Annotated in this window: 21 protein-coding genes and 1 pseudogene; 7 read left to right on the forward strand and 15 right to left on the reverse strand. The window is 26.7% G+C overall.

What is annotated here, in order from left to right; translation table 11 throughout:
- Positions 1 to 694: pseudogene (locus ABHC41_RS13185) on the reverse strand (hydroxylamine reductase); the annotation flags it as partial.
- Positions 695 to 888: 194 nt separating this feature from the next.
- On the opposite strand from ABHC41_RS13185, the gene ABHC41_RS13190 reads away from it, so the two are divergent.
- Entirely contained in the window at positions 889 to 1365 is a 477-nt protein-coding gene (locus tag ABHC41_RS13190; RefSeq protein WP_195237095.1) for a staygreen family protein, read from the forward strand.
- Positions 1366 to 1457: 92 nt separating this feature from the next.
- Here the strand turns inward: ABHC41_RS13190 and hydF are convergent, their stop codons facing one another.
- The 4 genes from hydF to ABHC41_RS13210 form a co-directional block, all read right to left on the reverse strand.
- Positions 1458 to 2645, reverse strand: a complete 1188-nt coding sequence (gene hydF, locus ABHC41_RS13195; protein ID WP_271891791.1) for a [FeFe] hydrogenase H-cluster maturation GTPase HydF — start codon at positions 2643 to 2645, stop codon at positions 1458 to 1460.
- A gap of 9 nt (positions 2646 to 2654) precedes the next feature.
- Positions 2655 to 4031, reverse strand: a complete 1377-nt coding sequence (gene hydG / locus ABHC41_RS13200; protein ID WP_195929048.1) for a [FeFe] hydrogenase H-cluster radical SAM maturase HydG — start codon at positions 4029 to 4031, stop codon at positions 2655 to 2657.
- 74 nt (positions 4032 to 4105) lie between these two features.
- Positions 4106 to 5155 (reverse strand): [FeFe] hydrogenase H-cluster radical SAM maturase HydE, encoded by a 1050-nt coding sequence (hydE, locus tag ABHC41_RS13205; RefSeq protein ID WP_092926212.1) that lies wholly within the window; start codon positions 5153 to 5155, stop codon positions 4106 to 4108.
- A gap of 254 nt (positions 5156 to 5409) precedes the next feature.
- On the reverse strand, positions 5410 to 6831 hold the full coding sequence (locus ABHC41_RS13210) for a [FeFe] hydrogenase, group A (RefSeq protein ID WP_092926214.1): 1422 nt from the start codon (positions 6829 to 6831) through the stop codon (positions 5410 to 5412).
- A gap of 337 nt (positions 6832 to 7168) precedes the next feature.
- Here ABHC41_RS13210 and ABHC41_RS13215 point away from each other — a divergent pair, with 337 nt between their 5' ends.
- Genes ABHC41_RS13215 through ABHC41_RS13225 form a run of 3 tightly spaced genes read left to right on the forward strand, consistent with a single transcriptional unit; the run spans position 7169 to position 10211 of the window.
- On the forward strand, positions 7169 to 8281 hold the full coding sequence (locus tag ABHC41_RS13215) for an efflux RND transporter periplasmic adaptor subunit (RefSeq protein ID WP_092926216.1): 1113 nt from the start codon (positions 7169 to 7171) through the stop codon (positions 8279 to 8281).
- A complete protein-coding gene (locus ABHC41_RS13220; protein WP_271891792.1) occupies positions 8241 to 8963 on the forward strand; it encodes an ABC transporter ATP-binding protein in 723 nt (240 codons plus the stop codon). The genes ABHC41_RS13215 and ABHC41_RS13220 overlap by 41 nt, the downstream gene beginning before the upstream one ends.
- Positions 8964 to 8966: 3 nt before the next feature.
- On the forward strand, positions 8967 to 10211 hold the full coding sequence (locus ABHC41_RS13225; RefSeq protein ID WP_166505271.1) for an FtsX-like permease family protein: 1245 nt from the start codon (positions 8967 to 8969) through the stop codon (positions 10209 to 10211).
- A gap of 97 nt (positions 10212 to 10308) precedes the next feature.
- Here the strand turns inward: ABHC41_RS13225 and ABHC41_RS13230 are convergent, their stop codons facing one another.
- From ABHC41_RS13230 to ABHC41_RS13240, 3 genes are all read right to left on the reverse strand, one after another.
- Positions 10309 to 11016, reverse strand: a complete 708-nt coding sequence (locus tag ABHC41_RS13230) for a TraX family protein (RefSeq protein ID WP_166505270.1) — start codon at positions 11014 to 11016, stop codon at positions 10309 to 10311.
- A gap of 157 nt (positions 11017 to 11173) precedes the next feature.
- The gene (locus ABHC41_RS13235) at positions 11174 to 11857 is read right to left on the reverse strand and encodes an ABC transporter ATP-binding protein (RefSeq protein WP_166505269.1); all 684 of its coding nucleotides are present in this window, start codon (positions 11855 to 11857) and stop codon (positions 11174 to 11176) included.
- 11 nt (positions 11858 to 11868) lie between these two features.
- Positions 11869 to 14445, reverse strand: a complete 2577-nt coding sequence (locus ABHC41_RS13240) for an ABC transporter permease (RefSeq protein WP_271891793.1) — start codon at positions 14443 to 14445, stop codon at positions 11869 to 11871.
- Positions 14446 to 14655: 210 nt separating this feature from the next.
- Here ABHC41_RS13240 and ABHC41_RS13245 point away from each other — a divergent pair, with 210 nt between their 5' ends.
- The gene (locus ABHC41_RS13245) at positions 14656 to 15591 is read left to right on the forward strand and encodes a GHKL domain-containing protein (RefSeq protein ID WP_092926228.1); all 936 of its coding nucleotides are present in this window, start codon (positions 14656 to 14658) and stop codon (positions 15589 to 15591) included.
- Between the two features lie 13 nt (positions 15592 to 15604).
- The gene (locus ABHC41_RS13250) at positions 15605 to 16342 is read left to right on the forward strand and encodes a LytTR family DNA-binding domain-containing protein (RefSeq protein WP_092926230.1); all 738 of its coding nucleotides are present in this window, start codon (positions 15605 to 15607) and stop codon (positions 16340 to 16342) included.
- Between the two features lie 172 nt (positions 16343 to 16514).
- On the opposite strand, the gene ABHC41_RS13255 is transcribed toward ABHC41_RS13250, so the two are convergent.
- The 7 genes from ABHC41_RS13255 to ABHC41_RS13285 all read right to left on the reverse strand — a co-directional run bounded on the left by ABHC41_RS13255 (position 16515) and on the right by ABHC41_RS13285 (position 24281).
- Positions 16515 to 17513 (reverse strand): FUSC family protein, encoded by a 999-nt coding sequence (locus ABHC41_RS13255; RefSeq protein ID WP_166505267.1) that lies wholly within the window; start codon positions 17511 to 17513, stop codon positions 16515 to 16517.
- Positions 17514 to 17762: 249 nt separating this feature from the next.
- Positions 17763 to 18923, reverse strand: a complete 1161-nt coding sequence (locus ABHC41_RS13260; RefSeq protein ID WP_092926234.1) for a SpoIIE family protein phosphatase — start codon at positions 18921 to 18923, stop codon at positions 17763 to 17765.
- The gene (locus ABHC41_RS13265; RefSeq protein ID WP_271891794.1) at positions 18923 to 20635 is read right to left on the reverse strand and encodes a [Fe-Fe] hydrogenase large subunit C-terminal domain-containing protein; all 1713 of its coding nucleotides are present in this window, start codon (positions 20633 to 20635) and stop codon (positions 18923 to 18925) included. Before ABHC41_RS13265 ends, ABHC41_RS13260 begins: the two co-directional genes overlap by 1 nt.
- A gap of 25 nt (positions 20636 to 20660) precedes the next feature.
- Complete coding sequence (locus ABHC41_RS13270; protein WP_166505265.1) at positions 20661 to 20900, reverse strand: (2Fe-2S) ferredoxin domain-containing protein; 240 nt, start codon at positions 20898 to 20900, stop codon at positions 20661 to 20663.
- A 103-nt stretch (positions 20901 to 21003) separates the two neighbouring features.
- Positions 21004 to 22122, reverse strand: coding sequence for a hypothetical protein (locus ABHC41_RS13275; protein WP_240275919.1), 1119 nt, complete (start codon positions 22120 to 22122; stop codon positions 21004 to 21006).
- A 9-nt stretch (positions 22123 to 22131) separates the two neighbouring features.
- Complete coding sequence (locus ABHC41_RS13280; RefSeq protein ID WP_092926242.1) at positions 22132 to 23586, reverse strand: HAMP domain-containing sensor histidine kinase; 1455 nt, start codon at positions 23584 to 23586, stop codon at positions 22132 to 22134.
- A gap of 2 nt (positions 23587 to 23588) precedes the next feature.
- A complete protein-coding gene (locus tag ABHC41_RS13285; RefSeq protein WP_092926244.1) occupies positions 23589 to 24281 on the reverse strand; it encodes a response regulator transcription factor in 693 nt (230 codons plus the stop codon).
- A 311-nt stretch (positions 24282 to 24592) separates the two neighbouring features.
- Between ABHC41_RS13285 and asnB the strand changes: the two genes are divergently transcribed.
- Positions 24593 to 26425 carry an asparagine synthase (glutamine-hydrolyzing) gene (gene asnB / locus ABHC41_RS13290; protein ID WP_166505263.1) on the forward strand — a complete coding sequence of 611 codons (1833 nt, stop codon included), beginning with the start codon at positions 24593 to 24595 and terminating at the stop codon, positions 26423 to 26425.
- The last annotated feature ends 95 nt before the right edge of the window (positions 26426 to 26520 follow it).

The following is a 26520-nucleotide window of genomic DNA, read 5'->3' on the forward strand; positions in this document are numbered from 1 at the left end:
TTCTAACACCTATATTAACTTTAGTTATTTCTGGATGTCCATAAGTTCCAGTATTTGCACTATCAAGTAAAGCCATTGCATCTACCCCAACCTTACCTGTTTCTAGTGTTAATGCAACTAAATCATCTGCTGTTAAAGTGTTATCTAAAGTCTTAGCTAATGTACTTTGCATAAATGCATTTACTTCTTCACTATCATAACCTAGTGCATTAGCATGTTTCATATATGCAGACATTCCTTTTAATCCATATATTATAAGTTCTCTTAAACTTCTTATATCTTCATTTTCAGTAGCTAATACTCCTACTTTGCTTGATTTTTCATCCATTTCTTCTTTAGTTGATGCATTCCATAAAGCTGCTTCTGATAAGTTTACTTTATTTTCTAATGTAGCTAATAATTCTTCTTTAGTTGATAAAGTTTTTGCAACTCTTTCATAGAATACTAAATCATCAAAGTTAGCATTAGTTATTGTTGTAAATAAGTTTATAGTTACTAAATTATTAACTTCATCTGCTACTTTTTTTCCTTCATTTCTAAGTCTAGTTGTAACCTCTGATAATCCTTTAGTTACATATATTAATAAATCTTGCATTCTTGCTAGATCTGGTGATTTTCCACATACCCCAAATTTTGTACATCCTGTACATCCTGCTGTTTCTTGACATTGGAAACAGAACATTTTATTTTCCATAATTATTCCTCCATCACTGTTGTGTTTTCTTATCTTTAGAATACTCCTTATTGGTTATTTTTTCTGTAACGTATGTTACATTTTATAAAAATTTATAAGATTTTTTATTAATATAAATCATGATTGGTTATATATATCACAAAAGTTGTCTTAAAAAATATAATATAGTACAACTAAATTAGGATGTGATAATATTGAGAAATTTAAATTTGTCTAAGGTTAATGTAGTTATAGAACCACCATATACAGCTACGTCACCTATTAGATTTAGAAGGTATAATATACTTCACCTAGATAATCCAAGAGAAGTTAATTTATCTATTTCACCATACTTTTATAATCTAGATTTATATACTACTAGTACGAACTTAATATATAGTCAATGGTATTTTATATATGGTGATAGGTATCAAATAACTTTTGCAGTATTTGTTGGTGATTATCCTTATGATGTGGCTAAATATCGATATGAAAAGTTTTTAGAGCTTCTTCCTATGTCTATAAGTGCTGTAGCTAATGGAGATAAAGGTCTTCTAGAAGCTAATCCTAGCTTATATGAAGCTCCTGTATATGTTAGATTCATCTCCTCCTACCCTCAATTTAATAAAATAGTTCCTTATAAATTTATTAAAGACTATATTGATGATAAAGTAGATGTATCTGTTAAATAAAAATAATTTTTTAATTTATTGGTATTTATAAAAAATGATTAGTACTTTGTATAATTTATAAAATAAGGAGGAACGAATCGTTCCTCCTTATTTTATTTAAATATCTCAATACTTCTATCTAGTATCCCAGTAAAGTAAGCTATAACTAAGCCATAGTTAGTTATAGGTATATTTTTTTCTTTGCATAGATTTATTTTGTTTATTACACTTTTTCTATTAACCATACAAGCCCCACAGTGTATTACTAAATCATAATTTTCTATGTCATTAGCAAAGTCATAACCTACCTTAAAATCAAAATCTAGCTTACCACCTGCTATTTTTTCTAGAATTTTAGGTATTTTAACTCTACCAATATCCTCATGACTTATATTGTGGGTACAACTTTCACACATTAATACTTTTTGACCTGGTTTTAAGTCTTTAAGTTTTCTAGCTCCATTTATAAAATCTTTAAGCTCTCCTTTTTGTCTAGCAAATAGTATTGAAAAACTTGTAAGCTTCATATCCTTTGGTATCATAGCATCTACTTCTTTAAATGCTTGTGAGTCAGTTATAACTAAATCTATATCTTTTAAATCTTTTATTGCGTCAACTAGTTCAGTGTCTCTTACCACATAAGTCTTTATGCCATGATCTAAACAATCTCTTATCACTTGGACTTGTGGAAGTATTATCCTACCTTTAGGAGCTTCTGAATCTATTGGTACTACTAATACAACTTTAGAACCATAATCTAGTAAGTCTCCTACTATTGGCCTATCTTCTTCTTCAGTTTCTAATTTTTTTATAATAGTTTCTTTTAAAGAATCTATATTAGTATTTTCTTTAGCTGATACATATATTGGATTTTTGAATTCTTTATTTATATTATCTATCTCATTGTTTTTTAGCTTATCTAATTTATTTACAACTACTATATGAGGTATATTATATTTATTAGCTTCCCTCTTCCAAGTCTTATATGTATTTATATCAGGATTTTTACCATCTACTACATACATAGCAAAGTCTAATCTTTTTAAATAGTCATAGCTTTTTTTAATCCTCATTTTGCCTAATTCACTTTTATCTTCAAGACCTGCTGTATCTATTAATAATACTGGACCAAAAGGAATTAACTCCATAGCCTTTTGAACAGGGTCTGTTGTTGTTCCTTCTACACTAGATACTAGTGATATTTCTTGGCCTAATATTTTATTCATTAAAGAGGATTTACCACTATTAGTATTACCATATATCCCAATATGTTTTCTATTTGCATTTGGAGTATTGTTCATAATTACCTCCTAAAGATAGAAATCTCTTTCTCCAGACTTCATTTTCCCTAAACTTTCCTTTGTATAAGATTTAATATCTTCTCTTTCTATACTTTCGACTTCAGTGTTTATTATTTCTTGTGCTTTATCATATAACTCTTTATCTCCATAGTCTAATGTAAACTCATGAAGTGTCATAAGTGCATTAGGTTCACATACATATTTTATATTACCAGACTTGGCAAGTTGCATAAATCTATCTCCAGTTCTACCTTTTCTATAACATGCTGTACAGTAACTTGGTATATATCCATCATCTAATAATTCTTTTAGTATTTCTATAGGGCTTCTCTCATCATTAGTCTTAAATTGTTTAGTTTCTTTTCCTTCTTCTCTTTCCTTATATCCACCAACACCAGTTGAAGAACCTGCAGATATTTGACTTACTCCATATTTTAATAGTTCTTTTCTCATAGCTGGAGTTTCTCTTGTTGAAAGTATAAGTCCTGTAAATGGTACTGCAATTCTAAGTATTGCTACTATCTTTTTAAACATTTTATCACTAAGTAAATGTGGATAATTTTCTAACGTAACCCCCTTAGCTTCTTGAAGTCTTGGCACTGATATAGTATGGAATCCTACACCATATTTTTCTTCTAAGTGAGCATTATGCATCATAAGTCCTAAAACTTCAAATCTAGGATCTGCTAGTCCAAATAATACTCCCGCTCCTACATCATCTATTCCTGCCTGCATAGCTCTATCAAAAGCTGTTAAATGATAATTATAATCTCCTTTTATAGACTTAGGATGCATTAAATCATATGTTGGCTTATGATAAGTTTCTTGGAATAATATATACGTTCCTATCCCTTTCTCGTGAAGAGCTTTATAATTTTCTACAGTAGTCGCTGCTATATTTACATTAACCCTTCTTATTTCTCCATTTGCATTTTGAGTTTTATATATTGTATCTAAACATTCTAATACATAATCTATAGGTGCATTAACAGGGTCCTCTCCAAGTTCTAATGCTAACCTTTTATGTCCCATTTGTTCAAGTATTCTTACTTCTTCTGCTACTTCATCCATTGTAAGTCTTCTTCTATTAAACTTATTATCTCTTTGATAACCACAGTACACACAGTTATTTACACAGTAATCACTTACATAAAGTGGTGCAAATACTACTATTCTTTTTCCATAGATGTCTTTTTTAATTTGCCCTGCTAATGAATATATCTCTTCTAAATCTTTCTCATCTTCAGCTTGAAGAAGTATTGCTATATCTTTATAAGATAATCCTTCTCTTTTTTTAGCTTTATTTAATACTTCTTTTATCTCTTCATTTGAAGGATTTTTAGTTTCCTCTAATATTTTGTATATATATTCATGATCTATAAACATTTAAAACATCTCCTTTAGTTAAATTTAAGTAACATTTATTAATTTGTGCTTTTAAAACTTATACTATTTTCATATTAGCCTCTAAAATCAGGATTATCTCCTCTAGTTATTTCAACTTCAAATCCAGCTTCTTTTATTTTTTCTTCAGTTAATCTTCTATATTCTGCATCTTCATCTAATATGTATGCTTTATTATTGTATAGAGAATATTTTTTTCTAACACTCATAGGTGATAAATTTGGCATTATAACATTTCCACCAGCTTTAAGGCCTGCATTTCTTCCATTTTTATCAATACTTGATAAGGCAGTTGTTGCAGGAAGTAATACTTTTGGAAGTAATAATCTAACTATAGCTAAACATATTACAGTTTTTTCTAAGCTCCCATGAGGATAGTCCTTAAGTGGAGTATCTTTATGAGGAATAAAAGGTCCTATTCCACACATTGCAGGTTCAAACTCCTTTACAAACCTTAAATCATTAGCTAAATCTTCATTAGTTTGATTTGGTATTCCTACCATAAATCCTGCTCCTGCTTGATATCCTATTTCCTTTAGATTTTTTAAGCAATTAAATCTAACTTCATATGGTTCTCCTGGATGAATAGATTCATATAGCTTCTTAGATGCACTTTCATGTCTTAATAAATATCTATCCGCGCCTGCTTTAAACATTTTTTCATAAGATTCATAACTTCTCTCACCTAAAGATAAAGTTAAAGCATTATTTGGAAATTCATTTTTTATAGCAGTTATAATTTCTACCATAACATCATCAGTATAATATGCATCTTCACCACCCTGAAGTACAAAAGTTTTATATCCTAGCTTATCTCCTTTTCTAACGCATTCTAAAACTTCATCAATATTTAGTCTATATCTCTCGGCACTTTTATTACTCCTTCTAAGCCCACAATACAAACAATCCTTCTTACAAAAGCTTGTAAGTTCTATAAGCCCTCTTAAATAAACTTTATTTGAATAAGTTCTCATTCTAGTTTCATGTGCTTTTTCTATGAGAAGATTTTTTTCTTCTTCATTTATATTATCAAGTAGATAAAGTAATTCTTCTTTGCTTGCGTCATTTTCACTATATAGTTTATTTATTATATCTATAACATTCATTAATATCACCTCTTTAATTGAGTTAAAATAAAATCTCAATACTACTTAAAATAAGTTTTAAGCACTATTAAAATTTCATTTAATATATTCAAATTAAAATTTTATTATTTTAATTAATTTTCAAAAAATTTTTTAATCAATTTATCAGAGTCTCAAAATGCATAAGTTTTATGAATTAACTATAAAACTCATGTATTTTGAGACATATTATATTAAATATTTCTTTGTACTAAATTATTCATATAAATAACTTTTTATCCAATGCTTTTTTCTTCACTTTTAGCATTATCAACTTTAACATCTCCACGACCTAACATATAATATTTAGAATCAAATTCTGTATGTAAAAGTTCATGAGATACATGAGATAATGGTTTTTCAAAGAATTCATCATAAGCTTTTATAACTTCTGGGTTTTCATAGCTACATTTTACATTTATATGAGCATCTTTATTGTATAATCCTTCTATACGCTTTAATCTTATTTCATTAGTTACTTTCTTTTTAGGCTGTTTAGGTTGTCCAGCCCCACCTATACATCCACCTTTACATGTCATTACCTCTACAAATTGATAATCTACTTCACCACTTTTTATTTTTTCCATTAAAGCTTCCGCATTATTTGTAGTTTGAACAGCAGCAACTTTTATAACTTTATCTTCTATTTGAAGTGTAGCTTCTTTAACTCCTTCAAGACCTCTAACTGGCTTAAAATCTAATAATTCTTTAGTTGGTCTCTCTCCTGTTAATACATGATAAGCTGTTCTTACTGCAGCTTCCATAACTCCACCACTATTACCAAATATAATACCAGCTCCACTACCTTGTCCCATTAGGTCATCAAAGTTAGAACCTTCTAAAGCTTCAAAATCTATATCTTCTTCTCTTATCCACTTAGCTAGCTCTTTAGTAGTTAATATGTAATCATTGTCTCTTAATCCTTCTATATTATTGTATTTGCTAGAAGAATTCATTTCAGGTCTACTTATTTCATATTTTTTAGATGTACATGGTGTTATTGTTACATTTACTATTTTAGCTGGATCTATATTTGCTTCTTTAGCAAAGTATGTTTTTATAGCAGCTCCTTGTATACCTATTGGACTTTTAGTTGTAGATAGATTTGGTATAAACTCTGGGTAGAAAGTTTCTACATACTTAACCCAAGATGGACAACAACTTGTAAATTGAGGTAAGTTCTCACTTTTATTGATGATTCTGTCAACTAACTCATTTGCTTCTTCCATTATTGTCATATCCGCACCAAAAGTTACATCAAATACATACTCTCCACCTAATTTTCTAAGTGCAGCTACCATTTTATCTTCAACATATGAACCTACTTCATATCCAAACTCTTCTCCAAGTGCAACTCTAACTGCTGGAGCTGTATTAAATATTACTATTTTTTCAGGATCATTTATAGCTTCTTTAACTTTTTGATAGTCTTCTACTTGAGTTATAGCTCCTACTGGACATGCTACTGCACATTGTCCACAGTGTATACATATAGCTACATCACCTGTTTCCTCTAGGTTAAATCTTCCAGCAACAGCTATATCATTATCACAAGTACGTTTACATAATCCGCACTTTATGCACTTATCGTAATCAATTTGTATAGCTGGATTGTCTAATTCTACTGGTACAACTTTTTCTGTAAATAAATGTTTCATGATTTTTCCCCTCTGCTACTTTATTTTATTGTCTAAAAAAATTTAATCATCTTATATGACAACCCTCTAATATTTATAAGGTTGCCATATAGTGCTTTAAACTTTAAACTATGGTTTTTATATATTAGATTTGCCATTTTTCGACATATCTAATATAAATTTATATACCCAAATTTTTAATTTATTATCATATTTTTTAATTTTTTTTTATTTTTTCTTAAGAAAACATTTCCCATTTAATTACAAATTTGTATATTTTCCATTTTACTTTGACTTATATAGCCATTTTCAATTATAATCTACTAATGAATGGATTTTTTTACATGAGGAGGAAAATATGTCTTTTTTAGAGAAATTTAAAAACAAAAAAGTTATGATTGGGGTAAGTGCAGTAGTAATAATAGCACTTGGAAGCGGTTATTTTATTTATAGGAATAATAAAATAAATAATGAAGTAAATGAGTTAAATGCTCAAATAGAAACTTACACTATAGCAGATAGTGAAAAGGTATTTATAAATGGGGTTATAGTACCTACTCAAACAAAAGACTTTAATCCTTCTACTGAGGGTGAAATAAGTAAGTTAAATGTTACAAATGGTAAGATTGTAAAACAAGGGGATTTATTATTTACAACTAAAAATCAAAATATACTAGATGAAATAGATGGTCTTAAAGCTCAAGTTAATGAACTTAAAAAAGCAAATACAGAAAATGACCCTACTATAAAAACAGAAATAAACAAAATAAATGCACAAATATCAGCACTAGATAAAAAAGCCTATGTAAATACTTATGCACCTTTTGCTGGTAAAGTTTATCTAAATAATAATGAATCTGAAAATAATAATATGCAAGGTCAAACTTCATCATTTATGACACTTATAAGTTCAACATTTTATATGCAAGGTCAAGTAAGTGAACAAGATTTAGTCAAACTTCAAATGGATGATCCTGTAGATGTATTAGTATTTTCAAATAACAAAAATTTAAGTGGTAGAATTAGCTTTATATCAGATAGACCAACTACTAATACTAATGAAATGAATATGGGCAATCAAGGAAATATGTCTTACTATGATGTTAATGTATCTTTTGAAAATCAAGAAGGTTTAGTTAATGGATTCCATGTTCAAGGTTCTGTAAAAGTTAATAATTCATTAGTTAAGGTACCAACAACTGCAATATTAGAAAATAAAGAAGACGGTACAGCTTATGTATTTAAAGATTTAGATGGAATACTAAAAAAACAAATAGTCGAAATACATGACAAAAATGAAGAATTTAGTGTAATCAGTTCTGGTCTTGAACCAAATGATATAGTTATTAGATATATATCACCTGAAATGAAAGAAGGCGACCCAGTAAATACAGGTAATGCAGGTGCTAATAATACACCTTCAAATGTAGATGATTCTACTGAAACTACTACTGAAGGAGCTGAGAATTAATTTGAGTAATGTAATTAGACTAGAAAATATAGAAAAATATTATAAAGTTGGAAAAGATAGGCTTCATGTTCTAAAATCTCTAAATCTTGAAATAGAAGAAGGAGAATTTGTAATGATAATGGGTAAGTCAGGTAGTGGTAAAACTACCTTACTTAATTCCCTAGGTCTTTTAGATAAATTTGATGAGGGCAAGTATTTCTTTTTTGATAAAGATGTTACTAATCTTAGTGAAAATCAAAAATCTGACTTTAGAAATAAAAATATTGGATTTATATTCCAACAGTTTAATCTAATAGAAAGTTTAGATATTTATCAAAATGTAGAACTTCCATTACTTTATAGCAATCACTTAAATAAGGCTCAAAGACAAGAGATAATACTAGAAAAATTAGATTCAGTTGGTCTTGGTGATAAAGCAAAATCTAGACCTCTTCAATTGTCTGGTGGACAGCAACAAAGAGTAGCTATTGCTCGTGCACTTGTTAACAACCCATTATTAATATTTGCAGATGAACCAACAGGAGCACTTGATAGTGAAACTAGTAATGATATAATGAACGTTTTAAAAAAGTTAAATGAAGAAGGTAAAACTATAATAATGGTTACTCATGATAGTGATTTAATAAAATATGCCACTAAAGTCATAAGACTTAAAGATGGTGTATTATCATCGGAGGTATAACCTATGAATATGATGAAAAATGCATTAACTAATTTAAAAGGACATAAACTTAGAGTCTTTATAACTCTAGTTTGGATAATAATAGGTATTACATCTGTAATACTTGTAAGTTCTATTGGTAATGGTGTTAAAAAAGAAGTTCTAAAATCAGTTAGCAAAGTTAATCCTAACAAAACTCAAATATACTTTGAACCTACTAACTCTAATATGGCAGGTATGACAAGCTTTTTATCTCCATTTAAACTTAAAGATTTAGAAGAGTTATCATTTTTAGAAGGTGTTGAAAAAATTGGACCTGCTAAAGATGATTTTGCTATGAATTCTATGTTTTATTCTGAAGCTTATTTTGATAAAAAAGCTACATATGTTGATGTTTCACCATTAAAAGATGATACTACTTTAAATCCTCTATATGGAAGAAGTTTTTCTTATGAAGACGAAAATAGAAAAGTTATTATAATAACTCTACAAAATGCAACTGATCTATTTGGAACTCCTGAAGATGCTTTAGGTAAAGGTATAAGTATAAATGGAAATATATATGAAGTAATAGGCGTTATAGACGAAAGTTCCGTTGTTAAAAAAGAAAAGGAAAAATCTAATTCTTTTGAATCTATGTATTATGGAGATATGGATTATCTAACTTCATATATGCCAAAAAAAGCTTTAGATGTGCTAATGAATCAAAATATGTATCCAACTGATATATACCAATTAGATTTAGTTGTATCTAATGGATATGATTTATTTGAAACAGCTTCTAGAGTAACACAAAAACTTCATGAACTTCATCCGGATATAGAAGGAACTTATCAAGTTCATGATCCTAGTGAACAAACTAAAGCACTTGAATCTATGGTAAATAATATAAATATGTTTATAACTGTAATCACTGCTATTTCTATGTTTGTTGGTGGTGTTGGGGTTATGAATATTATGTATATATCAGTAATGGAACGTCAAAGAGAAATCGGTATAAGACGTGCTATAGGAGCTAAACCTCGAGATATAATGTTACAGTTTTTAACAGAATCTGTATTTATAACAGTTTTAGGTGGTATACTTGGTATAATAATAGGATTTATAGTTGTAAACTATGCATCTAGTTACCTACCATTTAAAGCTATAGTTAATATAAATAGCTTATTCTATGCCTTTATTGCTACTATTGTAACAGGAGTTATTTTTGGTATAGTACCAGCTTTTAAAGCATCTAGATTAGATCCTATTAAAGCTATATATAAATAAATACTTTAATTTAACGTATATTTCATACTAACTAAATAATAACGATGTTTAAATAATAAAAAAGGAGCGTCTTTAAAAGACACTCCCTTTTTTATTATTACATGCTTATTATCTTTGCTAATGATACTATTACAATTAAGTGAACTGGATAGAACCAATAAAACATCCATTTTATAAACTTATTAGATATTCCTAATTTTCCATTGTACATAAGTATTGGAATTATTGCAAATACCATCATCCATTGGTAATCCCATAAAAATGCAGCATCTATAAAATCAGGTCCAATCATAGTTACTAGTCCAAGTAAACTAAACACAATGTAAGCTAAGACCATACAAACCTTTTTTTCTCTTAATAAGTAGAATATTAATACCATACCTACTCCATATAAAGATGCTTCTGTAAAAAATCCTGCTATTCCAAATAAAATAGCTAATAAAATTTTCCAATTTAGAATACTAAATTTATCCGTACTTGATTTTGCATATTCTATCATGCTTAACATACAAACTGCAAATCCTAATGATAAAAATATATTATTTGGTATCTTAAACACTATATCTACCCCTATCATTAATACAGCCATTGAGAAAAGTCTTTGTATATATTTGCTTTTACTTCTTGTATGATAAAAACCTTCAACTATTAAATAGAAAAATATCGGTGCAGCTAACTTTCCTAAATATCCAAACCATATAGGTACTTGATTGTTTAATGCTCCATTCATATAAGTATAAATATGATCCATAGCCATAAATATAATAGCCATAATTTTTAATGTAAAATTACTAAATAATTTCATTTATGTCCTCCTGTATTGATTTGTGATATTATTTTATTATTTTTTGTTAATACGTACCATCGATTTAGATTACATTATACTTACAAATTTGTAATGTAATAGTGTTTTAAGTCAAAAAAATAACATAAGCCTAATATTAGGCTTATGTTATTTTTTATTATATACACTCTTTATCAGATAAACTTAGATTACCATCTACTATAGATATTATTCTATCTGCTTTTTTAGCTATATTTTCATTATGAGTTATCATTATAAGAGTTTGATTATATTTTTTTATAGATGTCTTAAGAAGTTCCATAACCTCCTCAGTAGTTTTAGTATCTAAGTTTCCTGTTGGTTCATCTGCAAGTATTATACTAGGTTTTGATGATAGTGCACGAGCTATTGCTACTCTCTGTTGTTGTCCACCTGATAACTGATTAGGAAGATGTGTTTTTCTATCACTAATTCCTAGTAAATCCATTAAGTCATTTATATATTCTTTATCAACTTTTCTATTATCTAATTTTACTGGCAATTCTATATTTTCAGCTACGTTAAGTACAGGTATTAAATTGTATTGTTGAAATACAAATCCAACTTTTTGTCTTCTATATTTTGCTAGTTCCTTATCACTTAAGCAACATATATCTTTCCCATCTACTTTTATAGTTCCACTACTTGGTCTTTCCAATCCTCCTACTAAATGTAGGAATGTACTTTTTCCGCTTCCACTAGGTCCTACTATTGCAACAAATTCCCCTTTGTTTATCTTTAAATTAGCATCATTTAATGCATGTACAGTTGTTTCTTTTTTTCCATATATTTTACCTAAATTAATAGTTTCAAGTATAACCATAATAAATCCCTCTATTCTATAATATTTATAGCATCTACTATATTAGTTTCTTTTATTTTTCTTGCTGGTAAATATGTAGCAAGTAATCCTATTACTATATTAACTGCTATTATAAGTAGATAAAGTTTATAGTCAATAGCAAACTCTATGCCTATAATTTCAAATCCAAGTCTTTTATACATTCTGATTTGAAGTAGTATACCTAACACTATTACTATAGCACTTGAGAATAAACCATAAAGTATTCCTTCGTATACTATCATGTTTTTAAAATCTTTATCACTTATTCCAACTGCTCTTAACATTCCAAATTCGCTAGTTCTTGATGTTAGGTTATAACTTACGTTGTTTATTATATTAAACATACTTATTACAAATAGAACAGCAACTATACCATAGTTATATATTAAGAATTTCTCATTCATCTTAGCATCATCTTCTTTATCTTTAATCATGTCTATAGTAGTAGTTCCTGGCACTTTACTACCTATTTTACCTAATTGTTTATTTATAGATTCATGGTCTGCTCCATCTTTTATTGTTGCATATACTAAATCATAATTATCTAAATTAGTTATATTTTTAAATTGATTATCACTAATTATAACGTCTACTCCATTTTCTCCACTATACATACTATCATCTGCATAAGGATAATCAACTATTGCTCCTACTTTAAATTCATATTCATCATATTCATAGTTATCTTTACCTTGCCAATATTTTTGTGTATCTATTTTACCTTTTGGATATTTTACTTTTACAGTATCCCCTACTTTTATATCAACTATTGGTTTTCCATAAGTACTATCTCCTACATCATAATAATCCTTGTAATCTTTATAAGGTTCATAAGCATGTGGAATATATACTACTGCTAAATTTTCTTTTTTCATTTTTTCTTTATTTATCTCACCACTTACTATGTGATTATTTAATTCATCTAGCATTTCATCATTATAGCCTTTTAATTTTTGTTTTAATAGGTATCCATTGTTTTCTTTATCTTCTATTAAAAGTCCATTTAGTACTTTTCCAACATAACCACCCTTAGATTGGCTTTCATAAAATTTCATATTTAAAATATCGTCTTTTTTAATTGGCATTCTACTATTTAATATTTTAGCAGTTTGAACTTTATCAATACCATTTATATTTTTTATGTCTTTTATATCTTCATCTTTTAAACCATTTTCTTCATCAATACTTCCATTGACACTTAGCATAAAATCTCCTTGCCAATATAATTTTTTGTAATTATTTTCATTTCTTTCCTTGCTTCCCGTTAAGCTATAATCAGTTTTTATAATCATTATCCCACCTATACTCATAGAAAACATAATCATTATAAATGCTTTTTTATTTCTAAATATATTTTTTAAAGATATATTTTTAGTAGGTGATATATTCTTACTTAGTCTTGATATTATAAAATTACTTCTTTTGATTTTATCTTTATTAAAATTTCTTCTTATAGCTTCAATTGGTGATATTCTTCTTATTTTTATATAAGTTAGTATACTTATAACAAACATTACTAAAAGTATGCATACTATAGATAGTAAAATAACTTGTGTTGGTATAACAAATGGTGTTTCCTTTACTGGTCCTTCAAACTCTATATTCCCTGCAAATTTATTAAATAATTGTGCTCCACCAATTCCAAGTATTATGCCTATAGGAATTGATACTACACTTAATATTAAAAGCTCATATAACATAAGTAAAAATACTTTTAAATTAGTAGCTCCTATTGCTCTTAATACTCCATACTCTCTTATTCTTTGATATATTGATGTAGTGTATATACTATATATTACAAGTCCTGCAAATAAACTAAGTACTATAGATGTATTTTTGCTTTCTGAATCTAATCTTCCATTATTTCTTGCAGAATCTACAAGCATAGAGTTTATCCCAGCTTGTTTTTCTTTATCTATTTTAGCTTCTTTTATTATATTTGATATGTTTTTACTTATATCACTATTTTCATTAAATTCTACATGAGCTGTAAAGTTATTAAGTTTATTTTCATCTAAACCTAAAAACATTTCACATCTTCCAACACTTTTATCTTTATACCTATCTTTAAGTATTCCAACTACCTTAAAAGTTTCAGGTTTTTCTTTATTGTATAATTTAAAAGTTATTTCTTGATTTAGTTTGGGCTCAAGCCCCATACTATTTAAAATCCACTCTTCTACTACTACTTCATTATTTCCCTTTGGAAATCTTCCTTTTAAAAGTTCAGTATCACTATTTAAATAATTTTTATCTGAATAAAGTATATTTATAGGTAGTTTTTCACCAACATCACTGGATGCATAATAAGATGTTATGCCTAAATCTTTTATGTCTCTTCCATTTTTAACAGTTTTAAGTTGGTCTTTGTTTATATCTTTAAAATATGCATGATACTTTCCAGTTTCTCTTTTTAATCTATCCAAGTCTGCTTGTTGTGCGCTTCTTGATAATGTCCCAACGCCTACTATTAATGCACTAGCAAGTACTACACTAAGTACTATAGCCAATGACCTTGATTTGTAGCTTTTTATATATTTAAAAACTATCTCCAAATCATTTTTCATATTCACCACTTCCTTCCTTTTGATTAATTTGATTATAGCTTCTTTAAAAAAATGTATCAAACTGCATTTTTTCAAGTTTTTAATGGTTTTGTGTACAAATTCATATATCTATATTCAAGTTTAAAACCTTTGTTTGCAAATTTCCACTTTTTACATATTTTTTTATAAATGTTATAATTTAATTAAAGAATCGAAAACTTAGGGGGAATTATGAATAATATTTATATCTTACCTGTATACATACTTCTTTTGTTTATAGGTACTAGCCTTTTATTTAATAGATATGAATTTTATAGGAAACTTTCTTTAAATAAAAAGTCTTTGTTATCATTTTTTGTATCATTTATAACATTTTTATTATTTAATATTTTATATAAACACATATTGTTTGAGGTTATAAATGATTATTTTTTAAGGGGCATTATTAAAACTTCATTATCTTTTGTTTTAATAATTATTTGTATATATATTGGAAATAAATTTATCAAGTTAGTAGATGATAATATTATTAAAGAAAAAAATCTAAATGCTTCAAATAATAAAATAGAGCATAAAGATAATATTATTGCAAAACTTCGAAGTCAAAAACATGATTATCTAAAGCATCTTCAAGTAGTATATTCTTTATTAAATACTGGGCTTACTAATGATGCTAAAGAATATATAACAAATATATCTAATAACTTTAGAAGTAAAACTTCAAGATATGGTAAAGTATCTTACCTTGATGCTATAGCTTCATTAAAATATGAAGAATGTCTTATGAAAAATATAACTTTTGATGTTTATATACAAGATTTTATAGACAATCTAATTATAGAGCCTAATGAAATGAGCTCTGTACTTCTTAATATAATAGATAATGCAATTGATTCATTATCTACAATATCTAAAGATAATAAATACATCAAACTATTTGTCTATGAAGATGAATTTCAATATGTTATATCTATAAAAAACAACGGCCCTAAAATATATAACACTGATGCAATATTTTTAGAAGGCTACTCTACTAAAGATGGTACAGATAGAGGTTATGGTCTTTATTTAGTAAAAAATATATTAGATAAATATGGGTATTATATATTTGCAAATAGTGATGATTTTTTAACAGAATTTACTATACTAATACCCAAATATAATTAACTAGGAGATTTATATGATAAAAGTTTTAATATGTGATGATGATAAAGCTATAAGAGATGATATAGAAAATATATTAAAAGAATCTGGCTATGTAGATTATATAAAAAAAGTTAAAAATGGAATTGAGGCTATAGAGTTTATTAAATCTGAAAAAATAGATTTACTTATAATTGATATTGATATGCCTTATAAAAATGGAATTGAAACTGCTAAAGAAATAACTTCTATTGACAAAGATATTCATATAATTTTTGTTACTGGCTTTTCAGATTATAGCTTAGAAAGCTTTAAAGTTCATCCTGTTGATTTTATAGTCAAGCCATTTACTAGGGATAAAATAATTGATTCTGTAAATATAGCTATTGACCATATAAATTCTCATAAGTTAGCTAAAACAAATTTTATAGATGATACCTTATTTGTATATAAAATAAGAAAGCAAATACATATGCTAAATTTTGATGATATAGTTATGTTTGAAAAGAACTCTAGAGCTATAAACTTATATACTAAAGACCACGATATTATAAAATTTTATGAGAACTTTGATGATTTAGAAAAAAGAATACCTCCAAATTTTTTCAAATCACATAAAAGTTACATAGTTAATCTAAAATTAATTCATAAAGTTATTCCTACTAATAGGTCTTCTTTAGAAATAAGGTTTATTAATTTTCAAGAAAGTGCAACTCTAAGTAAAACCTTAGAAAAAGATTTTTTATACAGATTTTATAGAACTAAAAGATTTTAAATATAAAGAAGGTATATAAATTATTGTAATTTATATACCTTCTTTCTCAATTCAATTGTATTTGTTACTCAAATCTTTCATAAAATAGAGAATTTATAATTTCATTCCAATCAAAAATACTATATTCAGATTAAACTTTTCTGTATATAGTATTGATATTATTTTTATTATATTATTCAAATATAGCTGATTGCTCTTTGTCTTTTATTTTAGATATAACCTCTTCACCTTTACTTATAATATATACAACACATATTCCTATAGTTAAAAATCCAATTCTTAATGCTATAGATGTTGGCGTATTAAATATAAACATAGATGCCACTAAAGCATTTATAGCTACGAAAAACATCTTTATTTTATATTCGTATATGAATGTATATATATATCCTAAGCTAAGGGTTACAAAAGTAAAGTATTTTTCTGGCACCAATACTTTAAATAATATAACAAAAGCTATAGCTCCTAATATTGTACTTATAAGTCTTTCTTTCATACGCTGTTTTGAATCTTCATGTTGTGGTTGAGTTAGTGACATTACTGCTATAGTAATCCACATAGCCTTTTGAGTATTTAAAACCCTCCCTATAAGTATTGCTATACTTATACCTATTGCCATTTTTACTGCAAATCTAAACCTTTCACTAGAAAAATCTATATTTTCTTTACATAAATCTTCTTTTATAGATTTTTTTGATATTTGTTTTTTATAATGACTTATATAAAGTGTTAAAGCCATTATAACTCCACCTATAAAAGATGCTACTACCCTCATAATAGCTTGTGTTTCATCAATAGGTGTTCCATCTAAGAATACATAAAGTAAAATAAATGGTAAAAATACTTTTGTTTGTAAATTTTCTGATGTTATATAGATTACCATAAATACTGATATAAGGTTTATTAATATCCCAAGTAATATTCCAACTTGACTAGTTAAATATGTAACTATTCCTATAAAAGTAAATAATCCTATAGTTATAAATACAGATTCTTTGACATTGTATCCTAAATCTATATCCTTAAACATTAATGCACCTGTTATTACTGTTACCCCTGTTAGGGTATTTTCCGTTCCAAATAAAAAAGAGAACATATTTACAAATGCTATTATGATAATAAGTAAAATTAACTTATTAATCATTAATCTTTTAGTAATATTTGTTTCCAAATTCATCCCTCATTTCATATTTGTTTAAACTATTATACCGATATGAATACTTAATCAGTAATCATTTTTTTAATTAAAATTATAATTACTTTTCTTATAATCAAGGAGTAATTATACTACTATAAAACTTTAATTTCAAGTACGTAAATTTTTATAAAATTTTTAATGGCTAATACTTATGTTATATGCGCTTATATTATGAAATGTTAAAATACTTGTATAATAAATTAAAGGCACATAACTGTGCCTTTAGTAAAATTTTATATCTACTATTTTCCCCAAAGCTATTAGCTCTTTTTTAAGTTCATTCATAAGATATAGCTTTATACTTAGCTCATTTGGAAAATCAGGATTTTGGTGTGCTGGATTTATTGCCCTTCCAACTATTAAAGTTATATGTGTACAATCCTCATAAAGCATTCTAGCTAATTTTGATGCACCATCTTCTTTATATAAAAAGTTTAAATTAGTTTCATATTTTATTCTTTTAAGCTTTTTTAGTGTTTCCTTAATAGTTAATACACCTTCTGTTACCAAGTCAATCCCCTTTATATAACCTATAGGTGGTATATTTTTATCAAAAATATCAAAACTAGTTTTTAGTTCTACACCTAGTTCTCTTGCTACTATATTTGCAGTAGTACCACCACATACTATCTTTTTGCCATGAGTCTTCATTATAGTATCTACTATTTTACTATCTATAGCATTATCTATTGGAGGACCTGAAAATAATACTGCATTTTTACGCCTTATGGCCTTTATAGTAGCTACCGTTGTGTCATCCCCTGGCTTTTGCATATATAGTTGATCGCAAGCGCCTAATAATAAATCAGTTACTTGTTTAGCCGACATAGATTTATTTATATTTTTCTTTAAGTATTCATCTACATTTTCCCACTGCCACCCTAAATTTAGGATAGTTCCAACTCCAGCATGTATGACTCCATCGCTGACAAATACTAAAGTATCTTTTTCATGAACTTTAAACTGACTTTCTTTTACCTTGCGTCCACCTATATCAATAGTACTCCATTCTATTTTTTTGATTTCTCTATCACTTAAAAAAAATATACTAGGATTGTCAAACTCTGCAATATAGGCAATATTATCTTTTGCTATTTTAACTATTGTAAAAGTTGAATATGCCAAATTACGCTCTGAGCATACTGGTAAGGTTTTTACTATTGTATCTACAACCTCTTCTATTTTAACTCCTTCTTTTAGCATAGTTATAGCTATTTTAGATGTTAAAGTTGCTAATATATTTGCTTTAACTCCACTTCCAAGTCCATCTGATAGCACTGCGATAAACATCTCTTCATCATTATAAAACTCAACTTTATCGCCACATAATTCTTCACCATATTTATTTAAGCTACTACTAGCAAAATCTATAAAAAAATCCATTATAAATTCTCCTCTTCTTTTATAAGCTGTTTAAGATTTGTTAGTGTAACCTTAGTTTGAGCCGTTGTTTCTCCAAGAAGACTTGCTATTTCTTGTGCTACTATCATTTGTTTGTCTATAACATCTTGAGCCATATTAACAGCATCTATTTTCATACTTTTTATTTTATTTTTTAGTTTTTCATCCTCTGTTATATCGTCTCCTATCCAAAGCAATACCTGATTTTTATCTAACCATATTATACTTTGAATTATAGTTGAGTTACTTTCTTTTAGTATTATCCTTTCTTTGTATATATTTTTCTTACTTGTTTTTACATTTTTAAATTTTTCTTCTTCTAGAAACATTCCTATAGGAATATTCTTAGCTTTATTGCTAGACATATTAAAAAAATGTTCTGCCGCTGGATTTAATCTAGCTATTTCTAATTCTTTATTTACTACGGCTATCATATTTGGTGTCATCTCAAATATAGTACTAGTTAGATTTTCTGCTTTTTCCCTCATAAATGGTAAACACATATTTATTTCAGCCATATTATTATATACTGCTATTGCTTTTTCCCTACAAGAATGATATCCACATCCACCGCAGTTTAGCTCATCACTTTTATCGTATTTTCCCATATCTTTTAATATTTCCTTAAGTTCATTTTCACTTGGTTGTTTTAATTTATAATCTTTTGCTGGGAATTCTTTATAAATTGATATATTTATGTTTTTATTTTTTGAAGTGTCATTTTCAATTATTAAGCTCTTATTTTCATCTAAGTATTTTGAAAATTCTTTTATATTTTCTTTTTTTTCATAAACACTATTATTGTCCTCAAGCATACCAGATCCACCAATACAACCATGTCTACAAGCAGTCATTTCAAATAAAGTATTTTTAAATTTTCCTTTTTTTATTTCATCTAAAACCTCTATACACTCTCTAACTCCATCCACTTGTATTATAGTTCTTTTTGGTTTTTGACTTTTTATTTTATCTGTTATGCTTCCTATTATAGGCAACATTCTTTTTTCTTTTTCTATATATTTAAATTCTCCATCCTCTAGACTTTCTAAATCTATATTCTCCTCTTTAAACCACTTATCTAATTCTTCAAAAGTTATAACAGAATTTATAGATTTTTCATCGTGTGCGTCAGTTTTTTTAGATAAGCATGGTCCTATAAAAACCACTTTAGAATCTGGATATTTTTCTTTTAGTATTCTTCCATGTAGTATTGACGGTGATGTTACAGGTATTATATTTTTAGTTAGTTCAGGGTAGTGTTTTTGGATTAGATTATTTATAGATGGGCAAAAACTTGTTATATACACATCATCATTTTCTTTATTTGCATATTTTATGTATTCATCTAATACTAAATCAGTAACCTCTACAGTTTCTTTTACATAATTAAATCCTAACTTTTTTAGTGCTGTTGGAATTTTTAAGCTATTTTTCCCATATATTGCGCTAAAGCTTGGTGCAAGTGATGCAACTACAGTTTTCCCCATTTTATTGTAGTGCTTTATCATAGATACTTCTGATTTTATAAGCTTGGCATTTTGTGGACAAGCTTTAAAACATTTACCACATATTATACATCTCTCCTTTATAATATGTGCTTGTTCTTCTTTTACTTTTATAGCATGTACAAAGCAAGTTCTTATACATGCATAGCAATTTTTACAATTTGCTTTGGAAAAGCTCATAAACCACATAGTCTATTCCCCCTGATAGTTAATTTTATATCTTAAACTCACGCTCAAATATATCTTTTGCATTTTCTTTATCAACAGAAAATACTACTCCGTCCCATCTCATAACTGATACTGCTTCTTTACAATTTCCTATACAAAAAGATGCGCATAATTCTATCTCTTGTTCTAAGTTATTTTCCTTTATTAGTTTTTTAAATGCCTCTATAACTTCATATGATCCTTTTAAGTGGCAAGCACTTCCTATACATATTTTTATGGATTTCATATTATCTTCCCCTTAAGCTTTCTTTATAATATAATTTTAGTTAACTATGTAGCTTATTTCTATAATATTTTTTTAATTTTATATAATTTATTTTTAGTTTTATTTATATATCATAAATATATAGTCTTAAATCTTGTAGTTTATCCCTAACTAAATAAGCAAGTTGATTTTCATTATTTATACTTATAGAACCTATCCTTGTTATTCCACTTATATTTCCTACCTTACTTAATTTAGTATTTTCACTTCTATTTTTAACATCATATATTCCTATTTCCATCTCATAATTGTTATTTGTAGTTATTATCACAAGTTTACTTCTATTGTTATTTAAATAAATTGATTCTACATTTTTTATATCTAGTTCTTCAGATTTATTTTTAGTATTTATATATATTCTATTTATTCCATCTCTATGTTCTAAAGTTAATATACTTCCATTATTGAATACTTCCATATCTATAATATTATTGCTATTTATTTTAATAGTTGACTTATTCATTTTTAAATCATATTCTAGCAAAATACTTTTTGTATGATTATTTTTCAATAGCTTTTCCATAAACATATATAACTTTGTTCCATCACTAGAAAATTCGACTTTATGTATAAACTCATCATCTTTAAATTTATATATCTCTCTTTTAGTTCCATTGATTATATCATAATAAATTAAGCTATTATCTATAGTATATATAAATCCACTACTATCTAAAACCCAGCTTAATATTGTAATAGGCCTACTTTCTAATATCTTAGAACTATTTTCTTTTAAGTTTAATATACTAGTTACTGGTTTATTTTTATAATCTTGTATGCATAGAAGTACTTCTCCATTTGGAGATATACTTCTATAACCATAGTACATAACTTTTCCAGCACTACTGCTATTTATTAATTTTTTTTCTTTGCTTTTAATATCTATAGATACTATATCAGTTTTGCCCTTTTCTGATTCAAATAGTAATATATTATTATCTAAAATCTTCATGGATAATACATTTCTACTTAAAGATATTACTGAGTTAAGCTTTATAGGTTCATCCTTTTTTTTTAATTTATTCTCATTATATATATATTTACTAGAACTTAAATTTACATTTTTAGTGTATTCCTTATCTTTATTTATACCAAAGTATATTATCATAGAAAGTATACCTACAATACAAAACAAAACTATTAAATTACTTTTCTCTTTTTTAAAGATATTAAAATTTTTCATGTCTCCTCCTTAACTTATTGCAGGCAATTTAACTAAAACCATGGTTCCTTTGTTTACTTCGCTTTGTATTTCAATAATGCCGTTATAACTTTCAACTATAGATTTTACAATAGCAAGACCTAAACCTGTACTACCAATCTCTCTAGTATCACTTTTAGATACTCTATAAAATGGTGATAATATATTTTCTAGTTCACTCTCACAAATTCCTTCACCACTATCAACTACTTTTATATTTATATATCCGTCATTAACCTCTGCTTTTACATATATGGTTGTATTTATTTTTCCATATTTAATAGCATTATCTAATAGATTTATTAATATTTCCTTTATCTTATCTTCATTTCCAATTATTTTTAAATTTTCCTTAACATCTACATCTATTTTCATATTATATTTTTGAGACTTGTGTATCATGTCCTCACAAATACTTATTATGATTTTTGATACATTTATTTTTTTAAGTTCATAGTCAAAATCTTTTTTAGAATTTCTAGATATTTCTATTAATTGAACTATCATTCTATTTAACCTATTAGCCTCTGATATAATTCTATCTATACCTTTATTAAAAAATTTTTCATCTGTAAACTGATTATCCTTTAAAACTTCACTATATCCTATTATAGTGGTCATTGGTGTTTTAAGTTCATGGGTTACATTATCAAAAAATCTCTTTTGTTTTTTTGATAATTCAATTAAATCATCTCTATCTTTTTCTATTATCTTAATTTGATGTTTTATTTTTTTTGCCATGGTTTCAAAATCTAAGCTTAAACGACCTAATTCATCATCTGAATTAATATCTATATCTATATCAAAATTACCACTTGCTATCTCTTTAGTCTTATTAGCTAAAGTTATTATAGGCTTAGTTATCTTTTTAGATATAATGTATGCTATTAGTATACTTATAAAAAATACGCCTATAGAAAAATAAGCTATCTTTTCTATAAAAGATTTACTTTGATTATATAAATATGTGTAATCACTTTTATACCTTATAATTCCTATTAACTTATCATCATGTAGTATTGGATATGATGAATATACATTGGTTTTAGAATTACTATGCTTTATAGTGTAAGATACCTTTTGATCTATAGCCTCATCTAAATCTTGCGTTTTCTCTAACTTTTGAGAATTTTTGGTTCTTGGATATACTAGCTTACCTTCACTATCATATATATATACCATACTTTCTAGTCTGTAGCTTAAATCCTTTGATATGTTACTAGAAGCCGCTCTAAAAGATATATTATTAAGGTTTAGTCTATTAAATTCAAAATACTCTTTTAGGTATAAGTCAATGCTTTTAGATTTTTCTTTTATCTCTTTGTCAATTATAAATTCATTGTTATTTTTGAGTACTGAATTGCTATATGTTACTATGGAATATATTACAAAAAATATTATTCCTAAGAAAAATAGCATTATTTTATTAGTTATAGATTTTTTCATATTTACCTACTCTTATCATTTAGTTTGTATCCTGTTCCTATTACAGTTTCAATACAGTTATATTCTTTTAATTTTTTTCTAAGCCTTTGAACATGAGTATCTACTGTTCTTGTTTCACATTCAAAGTTTATCCCCCATATATTTTCTAAGAGCTGATTTCTCGTCAATACTTTATTTTTATTATTTATAAAATAAAGTAGTAACTCATATTCTTTACTAGTTAAATGAATTGCTTCATCTTTATCATTTTTTACTCTCATCTCACTTTTATTTATTTCTAATCCATTTTGTAGCTTTATTTTATCTTCTTCGCTTTTAATAGATTTTGATAGCAAATCTATTCTCCTAAATATAGACTTTACTCTTGCTATAACCTCTCTTACATTGAAGGGCTTTGTTATATAATCATCAGCACCTAATTCTATCCCTAGTATTTTATCTATTGTATCTGATTTTGCCGTCAACATTATAATAGGCGTTGAATATGTAGTTGTAACTTTTTTACATATATCTAATCCACTTATATCTGGAAGCATTAAATCTAGCATTATTAAATCTGGATTAAAACTTTCTATAAGCTCAAAAGCCTTTTTCCCATTTTCTGCTACTTCTGTTTTGTATCCTTCTTTTCCCAAAGAATATGCCAGTAAATCTGATATATTTTCTTCATCTTCAACTATTAGTATTTTTTCCATAGATACTTCACTTCTTTCTTTTAAATAATTCTACCTACCTATTATATATTTAACTATAAACTATTTATATATTATGTATGTTACATGAATGAAACAATTTTGTAACATGAATAGGATTTATGGTTATATTTTTTGTATATATATATCTTACTATATTTTAACAACTTATTTTTACCTTAAATGATAAATTTTGACACAAAACTGACACATCATTGACACACCATTGCTATATAAGTTTTGTAAAATTTATATATGTTAAAAAGATATAAAAAATTAGTTTAATATAGATAATAATTAGAGGTGTAAGGTTTATGTGCGGATTTGTAGGATTTATTGATAAAAATTCAGATAAAGAAAATATATTAAATAATATGCTAGAGGCTATTGTTCACAGGGGTCCTGATGAAATGGGAACTTTTATTAACGAAGATATAGCCCTTGGATTTAGAAGACTTAGTATAATCGGAGTTGATAATGGGTTGCAACCTTTATATAATGAAGATAATAGTTTAGTATTAGTATTTAATGGTGAAATTTATAATTATAAAGAATTACGTGATGAACTAATTGAAAAAGGTCATATATTTAAAACTCAAACGGATAGTGAAGTTTTAATACATGCATATGAAGAGTTCGGAAAATTTATGGTAAAAAAACTAAGAGGTATGTTTGCTTTTTCTATATGGGATAAAAAAGCTAAAACCCTTTTTGCTGCAAGGGACCCTTTTGGTATAAAACCTTTTTACTACTCTAGAATCGATAATGATAAATTATTATTTGGTTCAGAGATTAAAAGTTTTTTAGCTTATAAGGATTTCAAAAAAGAAGTCAATAAAGAGGCTCTAAAACCTTATTTAACTTTTCAATACTCAGTACTTGATGAAACTTTCTTTAAAGGAGTTTATAAATTAAAGCCAGGACATTATATGATTTATAAAAATGGTGAATTGAAAATAAGAGAGTACTTTGATGTAGAATTTAAAAATGAAGAAATTTCACTTGATGAAAGTATTAAAAGAATAGAAAATGTTGTAGCTGAATCTGTTGATATTCATAAAAACAGTGAAGTACCTGTTGGTAGTTTTTTATCTGGTGGTGTTGATTCTAGTTATATAACTGCATCTTTAATGCCTGCTAAAACTTTCTCTGTTGGTTTTGAAGAAGACAATTTTAATGAGTCTGGACTAGCTAAAGATCTATCTGACATGTTAGAAATTAAAAATATACAAAAGCTACTAACTTCAGAAGAATGTTTTGAAAACTTATCAACTATTTTGTATCATATGGATGAACCTCAATCAAATCCATCATGCATACCACTATACTTCTTATCAAAACTTGCTAGAGAACATGTTACTGTTGTATTATCTGGCGAAGGTGCTGATGAAATTTTTGGAGGATATGAATGGTATGATGATGATGATAGATTAAAAAAATATAAAAAACTTCCTTCTTTCATAAGAAAACCATTAGCAATGACTGCAAAAAAACTACCTTATTTTAAAGGTAGAACAACAATAATTAGAGGTGGTTCTAAAGTTGAAGATTACTTTATAGGACAAGCTTTTATATTTGAAGAAAAAGAGGCTAATTCTATATTAAAGCCAAACTATAAAAATGCTCCTTCTATAAAAGATATAACTAAACCTATATATGATAAAGTTTCACATATGGATGACTTAACTAAAAAACAATATCTTGACTTAAAATTATGGTTAGCAGGAGATATATTACTTAAAGCTGATAAAATGAGTATGGCTCATTCTCTAGAACTAAGAGTTCCATTTTTAGATGTTGAAGTTATGAAAGTAGGAGAAACTATCCCTCCAAAATATAGAGTTAATAATGGTACTACAAAACTTGCTTTAAGAGAAGCTGCTAAAAATAAGCTTCCTGATGCTTGGGCTAAAAGAGAGAAAAAAGGATTCCCTGTACCTATAAGACATTGGTTTAAAGAGGAAAGATATTATAATACAATAAAGGAAAGTTTTACAAGTGATTATGCTAATGAATTTTTTGATACTAATGAAATAGTGAAACTTTTAGATGACCACTTTAATGGCAAAACTAATAATGCTCGTAAAATATATACTATATATACTTTCTTAGTTTGGTATAAAAGATTTTTTATAGACCAAATATAAGAAATTGAAAATATAAAAATATTAAAAGAAGTGAATTATTATAATAGTTCACTTCTTTTAATATTTTAATTACAATACAGTTTTTCTTATTATAT

Origin of the sequence: Romboutsia sp. 1001216sp1 (assembly GCF_039841805.1) — a bacterium.
Classification (GTDB): Bacteria; Bacillota; Clostridia; order Peptostreptococcales; family Peptostreptococcaceae; genus Romboutsia_C; species Romboutsia_C hominis.